The following is a 12,109-nucleotide window of genomic DNA, read 5'->3' as shown; positions in this document are numbered from 1 at the left end:
ACGGTCGCACCATGACGACCAAGGAGTACTCCCAGGAACAGCTCGCCGCCCAGCCGATCGGCTACTGGACCCGCGAAGCAGCCCACCTGGTCATCGGCGGCCTCCGCACCGCCCTCGCCGAAGAACACCTCACCCAGCCCCACTGGTGGACCCTGAACCACATAGCCCGGGCCCAGGGCCAATGGACCCGCAAGGCCCTCACCGAAAAGCTGGCACCCTTCGACGACCAGGACACCGACTTCGAGACCGTCTACGACGACCTCACCGCCCGCGGCTGGCTCACCGAGACCGACGACCACCTGACCCTCACCGACACCGGCGAAGCCGGCCGCATCCGAGCCCACGACCGCAACGCCGCAGTCCACACCCGTATGCGCCAGGGCATAGACGACGCCACCTACGCGGCCACGATCGACACCCTCCGCCGCCTCGTCGCCAACCTCGGCGGCAACGGCGACCTGCCGTAACACCGGCAGAACCACAGGCCATACTTGATCCCCACGACCACCACGCACGGGGACGGCCCGGATGACCACGCAGGCACACCCGCCACACCCGCCACACGCCGGACCCGGGCACGAATGCGAACACCGCCAAAGCCCCTGCCTGCTGCCCGACCCGTGGATGTGCCACGTGTTCTACGTCGACGGAAGCCTCCGCGACATCACCGTCACCGACACCGACGACACGCACTGGCAACAGGTCCTGCACCACTTCCGCGGCGCCGCCGACCAGCTCACCTGGTACGACGGCGCCGAGGGACAGGACATCGGCCCGCACGACACCGGCAACCCCATCGACTCCATCGAAGACGGCTACAGCGCAAGCCTCGCCGTCCGCTGCGGCCGCACCTGGTTCACGGCCCACCTGCCCGTCGACGGGATCGAATTCTCCCTCTGGCCCGACAGCATCGAGGACGCGGACCACGTCACCGACGTCCTGCGCTTCCTGACCGAACTGGGCACGGCCTGCGCCAGCCCCGCCGTCCTCACCGCCGAGACCGTCACCGGCCACCACCAGCTGCCACCCCTGATCACCTACGACCCGGCCACCGGAACCACCACCCACCTCTGAACCCAGGGCGCTGCTCAGACCGCCCCGGATGCCGAGGACCACACGGACCGAGTCGGATCACCCACCCGCGCGGCGGGCTGACCACCAGAATCCACCTCGCCGGCCAAGCCGAACGCCGCCCGCCCGGCCTGCTCTTCACTCCGGGGCCGACCCACCACGGCACCGTCACCGTCGCGGCGATCCGGCTCCGGCTCCGGCTCTGGCTCCGTCCATGATCCACCGGGCAGTACCTCGCGGTGAGGCGCTCGAAAACCAGTGGAGCAGCGCCGCTGCGCGCCATTACCGTGCTGCCGAGTCAAGTCGTCTGGGCAAGGACGTGCCGTTGTACACCCTGTGAGACCTCCCGAGTGCTGATCTGTCGCGCGTCGCGCCTGTGCGCCGCGCTGCTTTTTGCTGCGGACTTCTCACTGAAACCGGTGTACTTCTGTGCTCAATGACTGGGTGGTCATGCCCACCTGCCTGCCGACCGTTCTCCGCCGTTGCCCCGCGTGCGCATCCGACCGCTTCCGGGCGAACGGCAAATTCCGCGTCAACGCGAACCACAAGCTCCTCGACGCCTGGCTCCTCGTGCTCTGCACCGCTTGCGGGGACACGGCGAAGCTCACGGTCCTGGAGCGGGTGAACGTGCGCTCCGTACGACCTGAGCTGCTGGACCGGATGCATGACAACGACCCCGACCTGGCCGCTGAGTTGCTCCAGGATCCAGTGGTACGGCGCCGCAATCGCATAGCCGTCGACTGGAACAACGCCTGGCGCCTCGACACCGGCGCATCGGATCACCTGGACCGGGAGGTGATCGACGTCTCGGTCCGCTTCGCGGCGCGGATCCCCGTCCGTCCTGTGCGACTGATCGCTGAAGGGTTCGGTCTTTCGCGGGCCGAGGTCGAGAGGCTGATAACGGAGGGCAAACTCGTTTCGGCAGTCCGGCTGAGCGTCAAGCTCTCCGGCGACTTCACCTTCACGCTCAAGCGCTGAGCCCACCTCGGGACCGGGGGCCTGTCCGGCAGGATCCACCGGACAGGCCCCTAGGGCGTGTATCGAAAGTGGATCTTGACCGATGGATGATCACGGTTCATGGGGCGGGGAGATCTCACGGACGAGCAGTGGGCGGTGCTGGAGCAGTTGTTGCCGAAGGGGACGAAGGCGGGGCGGCCGCCCGTCTGGCCCCGGCGGCAGCTGATCGACGGCATACGGTTCCGTGTCCGTACCGGTGTGCCATGGCGGGACGTGCCTGTCGAGTACGGGCCGTGGGGACGGGTCTACGACCTGTTCCGCCGGTGGCAACGGGACGGCACCTGGCACCGGGTTTTCACCCGGCTCCAGTCCCTGGCCGACGCGAAGGGTGCGATCGTGTGGGACCTGAGCGTCGACTCCACGGTGTGCCGCGCCCACCAGCACGCGGCCGGGGCCCGCAGACAGGGTGACCTGCAGAAGAAACCGCCGGGCGGCGTCTTCACCGAGCCGGTCGATCACGGGCTGGGACGCTCACGCGGCGGGTTCACCACCAAGCTGCACCTGGCCGTCGAGCAGGGTCAGAAACCCATGTCGATCGTGGTGACCGCAGGGCAGCGCGGCGACTCACCGCAGTTCGAACCGGTGCTGGAGAAAGTCCGCGTGCCCCGCCTCGGGCCGGGGCGGCCGCGCGTCCGCCCCGATCGCGTGCGGGCCGACACGGCGTACGCTTCCCGCAACAACCGCGCTTACCTGCGCCGCCGGGGGATCCGCTGCACCATCCCGGACAAGGTCGACCAGGTCCGCAACCGTCATAAGCGAGGCTCCCGCGGTGGCCGACCGCCGCAATTCGATCCGGTCGACTACCGCAAGCGTCACGCGGTCGAGTGCGGAATCAACCGCCTCAAGCGCCACCGGGCCGTGGCCACCCGCTACGACAAGCTCGCGGTCTGCTTTGAAGCCACTGTCCTCGTCGCGGCCGTCAACGAGTGGCTGTGACCAGCACGCTGCTACAGCTCGTAGTCCTGGGCCAGCTCCTCCCAGTGAATGCCGTGAAGCGCGTGATCAGCATCCTCGCCCGCCGGTACCTCCGGTGCTGGCTGGAACCAGGCGACGACGAGGGAGGAACCGTTCATTGTCGGGTCGAGCGCCGTGGAGTCGAAGACACCGATGCAGGCCACTGAAGGCAGCACCTCAACGGGACCGAAAGCGCCGGCGGTCTCGTCCGGGTACTCGCGCGAGGGCGGAACAAGATGGACCGGCCTGGAGGGAAATGCGTGCTCGGCCTGCCGCTGGAGCCAGCTGACCTTCCGGTCGTTGATGCGCTTGCACGGGTAGCCCTCCAGCATCCCGCCGTAGGTCGAAGACATCCGTAGCTCGGTGAGCCGGATCGAACGACCCGACGAGAGGACTATGTGACCCAGTGACATGCCGACACCCTATGCACACGGTTCACTTCCGATACACGGCCTAGTACTTCGGCCCGATGTGGGCGTCCATCAACGCGACGGACGCCTTGCGCGCGACGGACACATTGAACGGATCACTGCCCCGAGCCAGAACGGTCCACTGGACCCCGACCGCGGTGAGCGTGTCCGTGCAGAGCCGACGGATGTCGTCGGACTTGTTGGTGAAAAAGTACCGCGGGTACTCGTACCGCTTGCCGTTGCGCACGGTCCAGTTGGTGACCCGACACCCGTCGGAGTGGATCAGCCCCCGCAGGAACTCCCACGGATGCACATCCACGATCTCCTGCTGCCAGCCCTCGAGCACGATCCGCCGCTCGTGCTTCTTGCCGGGCCCGTGCTGCGGAAACAGGCAGGTCCAATGGGTCGAGTGGGACTGCACCTCAACGCACCCCTGTCGCTGTCGACGACTCACGCTGGGGATCCGCATCACAAGGTGCATCGCTTCCTCGGCGGCGTCGATGAGGCCCACCCAGGTGGCGTCGCAGAAGATGGACAGGTGATGCTGCTTGTACTTCGAGATGATGTGGCCGTCGCCGAGGTAGAGGCCGAGGAGATAGGCGTAGGCGGGCCGGTCGACGTCGAGCCCGGTGCATCTCGGGCAGTCGGTGGGCGGCTCGTAGGTCTCGCCGCGGATCTTCCGGTCCTGGTGTCGCCACCAGCCGACAGTTCCGCGGGGCACGCCGAGACTCTCGGCCACCACTCGATTGGTCACGCCTCGGCGCAACAGCAGGACTGCTTCTTCGCGTATCGCGGGATTGTGCTCCACGAGGCAGCAGCCTCGTCGCTATTCGCCCGGTTGGTCGTAATTCGAAGGTTCGTTCACTGTGACGAGTGAAGATCGAGAAATTCGCTTGGCGACCTTGAAAATGAAGGAGAAGTACCCCGGGTCGGATTCGAACCGACGCTGAATGGGTTTTGAATCCATCGCCTCTACCGCTGGGCTACCGGGGCCCCTTCGAAACGAAGGATACCTAAGACCCTCCGTGCCACAAACATACAGGAGCTAGGTAGGCTCGTGGGAGCTTAACCGCCTTGCACCGAGGAGCATCCGTGACCGCCGAGCACGAGTCGACGCCCACGCCCGACGCCGACCAGTCGCACGTTCCGCCGCTGACGACCCGGGTCGTCATCGCCGAGGACGAGGCGCTCATCCGTCTCGATCTCAAGGAGATGCTCGAGGAAGAGGGCTACTCCGTCGTCGGCGAGGCCGGCGACGGGCAGACGGCCGTCGAGCTCGCGCGCGAGCACCGTCCCGATCTGGTGATCCTGGACGTGAAGATGCCCGTCCTGGACGGGATCTCCGCCGCCGAGAAGATCGCGGAGGAGTCCATCGCGCCCGTGCTCATGCTCACCGCCTTCTCGCAGCGCGACCTCGTCGAGCGGGCCCGGGACGCCGGCGCGATGGCGTACCTCGTGAAGCCGTTCAGCAAGAGCGACGTGGTGCCCGCCATCGAGATGGCCGTCTCCCGCTTCGCGGAGCTGCGGGCGCTGGAGAAGGAGGTCGAAGACCTCTCCCAGCGGCTGGAGACGCGCAAGCTGGTGGACCGCGCGAAGAGCATTCTGCAGACGCAGTACGGGCTGACGGAGCCGGCCGCCTTCCGGTGGATCCAGAAGTCGTCCATGGACCGTCGGATGTCCATGCAGCAGGTCGCCGAGGTCGTCATCGAGGACGCCGAGGCGAAGAAGAAGGAGAGCGGCAAGTAGCGGCCGCCCCCGGACATGCGTGAGGCCCGCCTCCCCCCGAGGGGAGGCGGGCCTCACACGTTCGTCGGATCAGTCTTCGCCGAGGTAGGCCTTGCGGACGTCCTCGTTGTGGAGGAGGTCGCGGCCGGTGCCGGAGAGGACGATCTTGCCGATCTCCATCACGTGCGCGCTGTCGGAGAGCGAGAGCGCCGCCTGGGCGTTCTGCTCGACGAGCAGGATGGTCATGCCCGTGGCCTTGAGTTCCTTGATGGTCGCCATGATCTTCTGCATCATCAGCGGGGACAGGCCCATGGAGGGCTCGTCGAGCATCAGGAGCTTGGGGCGGGACATGAGCGCGCGGCCCATGGCGAGCATCTGCTGCTCGCCGCCCGAGAGGGTGCCGGCGGCCTGCTTGCGACGCTCACCCAGGATGGGGAACATCTCGTAGGCGCGCTGGACATCCGCCTCGATGCCCTCCTTGTCGGTGCGCAGGAAGGCGCCGAGCTGGAGGTTTTCGGCGATCGTCAGCCGGGGGAAGATGTGGCGTCCCTCGGGGGAGTGGGCGAGGCCCAGGGAGACGATCTTGTGTGCCGGTACGGCGGCCAGGGGCTGGCCGTCGAAGGTGATGGTGCCGCTCTTGGGCTTGATGAGCCCGGAGAGGGTGCGGAGGGTGGTCGTCTTGCCGGCGCCGTTGGTGCCGACGAGGCAGACGATTTCGCCTTCGTTGACCTCGAAGGAGATTCCCTTGACGGCTTCGATCTTGCCGTAGGCGACCTTGAGGTCTTCGACCTTGAGCAGTGCGGTCACTTGGCCTCTCCTTCCGTGCTGGTGGTGCTGGTGGTGCTGTCCGAGTCGGCGTCGGTGTCGGCCGGGGCGTCGGTGGCGCCGTCGGCGTCCGCCTCTGCCTCGGTGTCCGCGTCGGTCTCGGTGGCCGTGTCGGAGTCGGGCTCCGCTTCGGCTTCGGCTTCGGTCTCGGCGGTGGCTTCGGCTTCCGCCTCGGCCTCCGTCTCGGCGTCGGCGTCGGCTGCGGCGGCCTCTTCGGCTGCGGCTTCCGCGGCCTCGACCGCGGCGTCCTCGGCGGCGCCCGGGTCGCCCTCGAAGGGCTCGCCGAGGTAGGCGGCGATGACGCGCTCGTCGCCCTGGACCTCGGACGCGGTGCCCTCGATGAGCTTTTCGCCCTGGACGAGGCAGGCGACGCGGTCGCAGAGGTTGAAGATGAAGCGCATGTCGTGCTCGATGACGAGGACGGCGATGCCCATGTCGCGGATGGCGAAGATGAGTTCTTCGGCAGCGCGGGTTTCCTGCGGGTTCATGCCGGCGGTGGGCTCGTCCAGGAGGATGAGGCCGGGGTCGCTGGCGAGGGCGCGGGCGATTTCCAGCTTGCGCTGTTCGCCGTAGGGGAGGTTCTTGGCCAGGTGCTGGGCCTTGTTCTCCAGCCCGATGAACTCGAGGAGTTCCATGGCGCGCGCTTCGCTGGCGGCTTCGGCCTTCTTGAAGCCGGGGCCGCGGAGCAGGGCGGACCAGAGGCCTTCCTTGGTGCGGGTGTGGCGTCCGACGAGGACGTTCTCCAGCACGGTCATGTTGTGGAAGAGCCGGATGTTCTGGAAGGTGCGGGCGATGCCGGCCTCGGTGACCTTGTGGGGCTTGGGAGGCAGGACCGTGCCCTTGTAGCTGACGGAGCCCTCGGTGGGGACGTACAGCCCGGTGAGGCAGTTGAAGAAGGTGGTCTTGCCGGCGCCGTTGGGGCCGATGAGTCCGACGATCTCGCCGGCGTTGACCTGGAGGTCGACGCTCTTGACGGCGGTGAGGCCGCCGAAGCGCATGGTGACGCCCTTGGCTTCGAGAACCGTGGTCTTGGTGGTGGTGTCCGTGGTGGTCGTCATGGTGTTCACGCCCCCGCCTTGGCGGTGGCCAGGTCCGCGGGGGCCTGGTCAGCGGTGTCGTCGTGGTACTCGAGCTGCGCGCGCTTGTTGGCGATGAGGCCTTCGGGGCGGAAGCGCATGAGCAGGATGAGGGCGATGCCGAAGGCGAGGAGCTGGTAGTCCTGGAGGAAGGCCAGCTTCGCCGGGATGAGGAAGAGGAGTGCGGCGCCGAGGATGGGGCCGCGGATGGTGCCCATGCCGCCGAGGATGACTGCGGCGAGGAGGAACGCGGAGTTCGGCGGGACGGGCCCGGCGAAGACGTAGTTCTCGGGGACCACGGTGCTGTTGACGTGTGCCTGGACGGTGCCGGCGAGGCCGGCGAGGGTGGCGCCGAGGGCGAAGGCGATGAGCTTGACCTTGAAGCCGTTGATGCCCATGGCTTCGGCGGCGGTCTCGTCCTCGCGGATGGCGACCCAGGCGCGGCCGATGCGGCTGCTGCCGGCTCGGGCGAAGACCACGACGACCAGTGCCATGACGAGCAGCATCAGGAAGTAGTAGTTGGCGTAGGCGCCGAGGGTGATGCCGCCGACGATGTGGGACTCCCCGAAGTTCCACCCGAAGATTTCGAGGTGGGGGATGTTGGGGATGCCGTTGGGGCCGTTGGTGATGTCCGGGCCGGAGGTGCCGTCGAGGTTACCCATGGCGATGCGGAAGATTTCTCCGAAGCCGAGGGTGACGATGGCGAGGTAGTCGCCGCGCAGGCGCAGGGTCGGGGCTCCGATGACCACGCCGAAGATGAGCGAGGCGAGGGCGCCGACGATGACCGCTGCCCAGAAGGGGAGGTGGATGCCGAAGGCGGATGCGGTGCTTCCGGAGACCAGGGCCGCGGCGTAGGCGCCGACGCCGAGGAAGGCGACGTAGCCGAGGTCGAGGAGGCCGGCGAGGCCGACGACGACGTTGAGGCCGAGGGCGACGGTCGCGAAGATCAGGATGTTGACCGCGATGAGCGTGTAGGTGTCGCCGCTCTGCTGGATGAACGGGAAGGCGATCGCTGCGGCCGCGGTTCCGATGAGGGTGACCTGGCGGTGCTTGGCGGTGATGCCTGCGAGGCGGGCGAAGAGGCCGGCCTTGTTCAGTGCGAGGCCGACGAGGCCGACGGTGAGCAGGTAGGCGACGAAGAGCTGCGGTTCCTTGTCATCGGTGTCGATGCCGAAGGTGATGACGAAGAGGCCGAGGGCGAAGACGCCGGTGACGACGAGGATCTCGGCCCAGGAGGGCAGCTGCTTGGCGGGGGCCGCCTTGCGGGTGTCGTCGGGGAGCTTGTTCGCGGCGAGGACCGGGATGATCGTGCCGACGAGGGCCACGTAGGCACCCGGGTCCAGGTTCACGACGCCGCCGAGGACGACGGTGATGGAGATGACCGTGAACCAGGTGGCGAGGAGATTGCCGAGGGTGAGGAAGAAGATGGCCTTGCGGGAGCCGGCGGGGGTGAGCCAGCGGAAGCCCTTGACGCCGAGCGCGGAGAGCGCGAAGGCGAGGGTGAGGGCGGCTCCGGCGAGGGTGACGTACTGGAGGTCGGCGGGGCTGCCGTAGTAGGTCAGGTCGCCGGGGAACTCGTCGGTCCAGGTCCAGGCCAGGAAGGCGCTGATGATGGTGAGGAGGCTGCCGCCGATGATCGCGTACAGGAGCGTGGCGGGCGCGGGGCCCTGCTTCACCGTGGCGGTCTGGGGGGTGGTGTTGGTGGTCATGGTTCTCACGCCCGATCCGCGACGCGCTCGCCGAGCAGGCCTTGTGGCCGCACGAGGAGGACGACGATGAGGAGTACGAACGCCCAGACGTTGGACCAGGCTCCACCGCCGAGCTGCGACATGCCGGGGATCTCTTCGATGTAGGCGATCGAGAGGGCTTCGGCGAGGCCGAGGACGACGCCGCCGACCATGGCTCCGTAGATGTTGCCGATGCCGCCGAGGACGGCTGCGGTGAAGGCCTTGAGGCCGAGGATGAAGCCCATCTCGAAGTTGATCTGGCCCTTGTCGAGGCCGTAGGCGACCGCGGCGACGGCTGCGAACGCGGCACCGATGGCGAAGGCCATGACGATGATGCGGTCGGTGTTGATGCCCATCAGCTTCGCGGTGTCGGGGTCCTGCGCGGTGGCCTGCATGGCGCGGCCGCTGCGGCTCTTCTGGACGAAGACGCCGAGGGCGAGCATGCAGAGCGGGGCGAGGATGAGGACGAAGAGGTCCGCGCGCTGGATCGCCAGGCTGTCGGTGATCTTGAAGGCTGCGCCCTTGAACTCGGGGAAGCTGACGGCCTTCTTGGCGTCCGGGTAGAACTGCCAGACGAGCTGCTGGAGCGCGATCGAGAGGCCGATTGCGGTGATGAGGGGTGCGAGCCGGGGGGCGCTGCGCAGGGGGCGGTAGGCGAAGCGTTCGGCTGCGCATGCCACGGCGACGGAGCAGATGGCGCCGCCGACGATCATGACGGGTATCGCGATCAGCAGGGAGGTGCCGGTCGGGAGGATGGCGTAGGCGGTGAGCGCGCCGAAGCCGCCGATCATGAAGATCTCGCCGTGGGCGAAGTTGATGAGCTGGACGATGCCGTAGACCATGGTGTACCCGATGGCGATGAGACCATAGAGAGCACCGAGGGCCAGGCCGTTGGCCAGCTGTTGCGGCAGTTCGTGCACCGCAGGGCCTCCGATGAGCGTGTCGGATAAGACTCCGCGCGAGGGCGCTGTTTGCGCCCTCGCGCGGCGGATGTTTCAGGTGTTACGGGTGGTGCTGGGGACTACGGGCTTACTGGTTGAAGGTGTCGCTCTTGACGTCGACCCACTTGCCGCCCTCGACCTTGTAGACCGTGAGCTGCTTGTTGGTGGTGTCGCCGTACTCGTCGAAGGCGACCTTGCCGGTCACGCCCTCGAAGGAGACCTTGCCGAGCGCCTCGACGACCTTGGCGCGGGCGTCGGTGGGCAGCTTGCCGCTGTTGGCGGCGGCGACGGCCTTGACGGCCTGGATGACGGCCCAGCCGGCGTCGTAGGAGTAGCCACCGTAGGCGGCGTACGGGTCCTTGTAGCCCTCGGTCTTGTAGTCCTCGATGAACTTCTTGGCCGTGTCCAGCTTCTCGACCGGGTAGCCGATGGAGGTGGCCAGGTCGCCCTCGTTGGCCTCACCGGAGGCGCTGATGAAGGCGGGGTCCTGGATGCCGTCGCCGCCCATGAGGGGGACGTTGGCGCCGGTCTTCTTGATCTGGTCGGCGAGCAGGCCGCCCTCGGGGTACTGGCCGCCGAAGTAGACGGAGTCGGCGCCGGAGGTCTTGACCTTGTCGGCGGTGGAGGAGAAGTCGGTCTCCTTCACGGTGACGTGGTCGGTGCCGGCGACCTCGCCGCCGAGCTTCTTGAACTCGTCGGCGAAGATCGCCGCGAGGCCGGCGCCGTAGGTCTGCTTGTCGTCGACGATGAAGACCTTCTTCTTGCCGGCGTCCTTGAAGAGGTACTGGGCGGCGAACTTGCCCTGGACCACGTCGGTGGCGGCGGTGCGGAAGTAGGTCTTGAAGCCGCGCTTGAACTCGCCCTTGCCCCAGTTGTCGCCCTGGCTGAGCGCGGGGTTGGTGTTGGCGGGGGAGACCTGCGCCAGGTTGGCGGAGTTGAAGACGCCCTGCATCTGCTGGGCGACGCCGGAGTTCAGCGGGCCGACGACGCCGAGGACGTCCTTGTTGCCGACGAGCTTGGTGGCGTTGGCCTGACCGGAGGCGGGGACCGCCTGGTCGTCGAGGGCCTCGACCTTGAACTCGATGCCCGGGACCTCGTTGTTCTTGTTGGCCGTCTTGGCCGCGAGGTCGACGGAGTTCTTGATGCCCTGACCGAGCGCGGAGAGCGAGCCGGTGAGCGGGGCGTCCACGCCGATGACGACGACGGTCTTCTTGCCGCCGCCGTTGTCCTTGGAGTCTCCGTCGCGCGATCCGCAAGCGGTGAGGGTCAGTGCTCCCGTGGTGATCACGGTGGTGAGGACGAGCAAAGAACGGTGTCGCACGATTCTTCCTTTCCCTGGCGCGGCTCTCTCGTGGAGAGGTGCCGTTAGGTCGCCGGGCCGCACTGGGAGGTCCACGGCCGTGCTGATTCGCGCCCTGCGGCGCGGTGACTGGCCGTGACTCTAGGCCCGAGGTGGCGAGCACGGGGAGCAGGGAAAGGAGGATGTGACGCTCTTGTTATGCCAAGGCCAAGAATGTGTGGCGGGAGTGTGGACAAATCGGACGTTTTCTTACCTTGGTGGGTGTCCGCATCCTGAGAATTACCTGTTCTTCTAAGGGGCTTGAGGCCTCCATGCACCTGTCTTAGATCATTTTCGGCCGAATGTGGCTGCGCGTGCTCAAAGGAATCCTCCGAGTGGCCTTTCTTAAGGGAAAAGGCGGATTAAGGCCCTCATGGGCATTACGGAGGGTGACGGTCAAGAGGTTGCTTTTGTAATCGAATGGATCTTGTCCCGAAGGCGGCATGGCCCCCCACCTGCGGTTCGGTGGTGCAGGGGCATCTGCCCGGAAGCCGGACAGCGGGCTCGGGAATGCGGTGATGCCGGTCACGTCGGCGACCGCCAGTTCTCCGAACTGGCGGTCGCGCCGCCCTGTTCGGCGCAGCGCTGCGCGACGAACCGGTCGATCAGCTCAAGTGCCTTGCTCCGCCCGGCAGTTCGCTCCTCGGTGCGTCCTGCGGCCACGGCGTCCTCGTGGATCGCGTACTGGCCGTTGGACAGGCCCTTCTGTTCCCAGTCGAGACCGGACCATTTGGTGCCCATGAGGGTCTCCTTCGCCCAGTAGGACACGAGGGTCGTGCACACCTGTACGGGCGAGGGAGGGGCGGTGGTGGAGGGGCTCCCGGAGCCCTCCGCGGGGGGTGGTGCGGAGGGAGAGCATCCGGACAGGGCGAGCGCCGCGAGGAGGATGTGGGCGGCGTACCGGGCCGTGCGTGGCATGGTCCCCATGGGTGGGACGGTAGGCGGTCACGATCGGTGAAACAACAGATGTCGCCGCGTAGCGTGCGGACTGGCGGATTCCGGGCGGTTGGCGGGTGCGGTGGCG

13 protein-coding genes and 1 tRNA gene are annotated in these 12,109 nt (G+C 67.3%); 5 read left to right on the top strand and 9 right to left on the bottom strand.

Annotation, left to right across the window (positions count from 1 at the left end; genetic code table 11):
* Positions 1-11 precede the first annotated feature (11 nt).
* The 4 genes from OG444_RS10870 to OG444_RS10855 all read left to right on the top strand — a co-directional run bounded on the left by OG444_RS10870 (position 12) and on the right by OG444_RS10855 (position 3,024).
* Positions 12-467, top strand: coding sequence for a MarR family transcriptional regulator (locus OG444_RS10870; RefSeq protein ID WP_327261963.1), 456 nt, complete (start codon positions 12-14; stop codon positions 465-467).
* Between the two features lie 166 nt (positions 468-633).
* The gene (locus tag OG444_RS10865; RefSeq protein ID WP_327261962.1) at positions 634-1,074 is read left to right on the top strand and encodes a hypothetical protein; all 441 of its coding nucleotides are present in this window, start codon (positions 634-636) and stop codon (positions 1,072-1,074) included.
* Between the two features lie 426 nt (positions 1,075-1,500).
* Positions 1,501-2,049: a DUF1062 domain-containing protein gene (locus OG444_RS10860; RefSeq protein WP_327261961.1), complete on the top strand. Its 549-nt coding sequence runs from the start codon at positions 1,501-1,503 to the stop codon at positions 2,047-2,049.
* Positions 2,050-2,148: 99 nt separating this feature from the next.
* Positions 2,149-3,024, top strand: coding sequence for an IS5 family transposase (locus OG444_RS10855; RefSeq protein ID WP_327261960.1), 876 nt, complete (start codon positions 2,149-2,151; stop codon positions 3,022-3,024).
* An 11-nt stretch (positions 3,025-3,035) separates the two neighbouring features.
* On the opposite strand, the gene OG444_RS10850 is transcribed toward OG444_RS10855, so the two are convergent.
* The 3 genes from OG444_RS10850 to OG444_RS10840 all read right to left on the bottom strand — a co-directional run bounded on the left by OG444_RS10850 (position 3,036) and on the right by OG444_RS10840 (position 4,445).
* Positions 3,036-3,455: a hypothetical protein gene (locus OG444_RS10850; RefSeq protein ID WP_327261959.1), complete on the bottom strand. Its 420-nt coding sequence runs from the start codon at positions 3,453-3,455 to the stop codon at positions 3,036-3,038.
* Between the two features lie 40 nt (positions 3,456-3,495).
* Positions 3,496-4,260: a helix-turn-helix domain-containing protein gene (locus tag OG444_RS10845; RefSeq protein WP_327261958.1), complete on the bottom strand. Its 765-nt coding sequence runs from the start codon at positions 4,258-4,260 to the stop codon at positions 3,496-3,498.
* Positions 4,261-4,372: 112 nt separating this feature from the next.
* A tRNA-Leu gene (locus OG444_RS10840) sits at positions 4,373-4,445 on the bottom strand.
* 99 nt (positions 4,446-4,544) lie between these two features.
* Here OG444_RS10840 and OG444_RS10835 point away from each other — a divergent pair.
* Complete coding sequence (locus OG444_RS10835; protein ID WP_030762326.1) at positions 4,545-5,198, top strand: ANTAR domain-containing response regulator; 654 nt, start codon at positions 4,545-4,547, stop codon at positions 5,196-5,198.
* Between the two features lie 69 nt (positions 5,199-5,267).
* Here the strand turns inward: OG444_RS10835 and OG444_RS10830 are convergent, their stop codons facing one another.
* From OG444_RS10830 to OG444_RS10805, 6 genes are all read right to left on the bottom strand, one after another.
* The gene (locus OG444_RS10830; protein ID WP_327261957.1) at positions 5,268-5,984 is read right to left on the bottom strand and encodes an ABC transporter ATP-binding protein; all 717 of its coding nucleotides are present in this window, start codon (positions 5,982-5,984) and stop codon (positions 5,268-5,270) included.
* Positions 5,981-7,060 (bottom strand): ABC transporter ATP-binding protein, encoded by a 1,080-nt coding sequence (locus OG444_RS10825; RefSeq protein ID WP_327266729.1) that lies wholly within the window; start codon positions 7,058-7,060, stop codon positions 5,981-5,983. The genes OG444_RS10830 and OG444_RS10825 overlap by 4 nt, the downstream gene beginning before the upstream one ends.
* Before the next feature lie 5 nt (positions 7,061-7,065).
* Positions 7,066-8,787, bottom strand: a complete 1,722-nt coding sequence (locus OG444_RS10820; RefSeq protein WP_327266728.1) for a branched-chain amino acid ABC transporter permease — start codon at positions 8,785-8,787, stop codon at positions 7,066-7,068.
* A gap of 5 nt (positions 8,788-8,792) precedes the next feature.
* Positions 8,793-9,725: a branched-chain amino acid ABC transporter permease gene (locus OG444_RS10815; RefSeq protein WP_327261956.1), complete on the bottom strand. Its 933-nt coding sequence runs from the start codon at positions 9,723-9,725 to the stop codon at positions 8,793-8,795.
* A 109-nt stretch (positions 9,726-9,834) separates the two neighbouring features.
* Positions 9,835-11,067 (bottom strand): branched-chain amino acid ABC transporter substrate-binding protein, encoded by a 1,233-nt coding sequence (locus OG444_RS10810; protein ID WP_327261955.1) that lies wholly within the window; start codon positions 11,065-11,067, stop codon positions 9,835-9,837.
* Between the two features lie 543 nt (positions 11,068-11,610).
* Positions 11,611-12,012, bottom strand: a complete 402-nt coding sequence (locus OG444_RS10805; protein ID WP_327261954.1) for a hypothetical protein — start codon at positions 12,010-12,012, stop codon at positions 11,611-11,613.
* Between the last annotated feature and the right edge of the window lie 97 nt (positions 12,013-12,109).

It is taken from the genome of Streptomyces sp. NBC_01232, from assembly GCF_035989885.1.
GTDB lineage: Bacteria > Actinomycetota > Actinomycetes > Streptomycetales > Streptomycetaceae > Streptomyces.
Note: the sequence above shows the minus strand (reverse complement) of the source record. Positions and strands in the feature narration are given on the sequence as shown.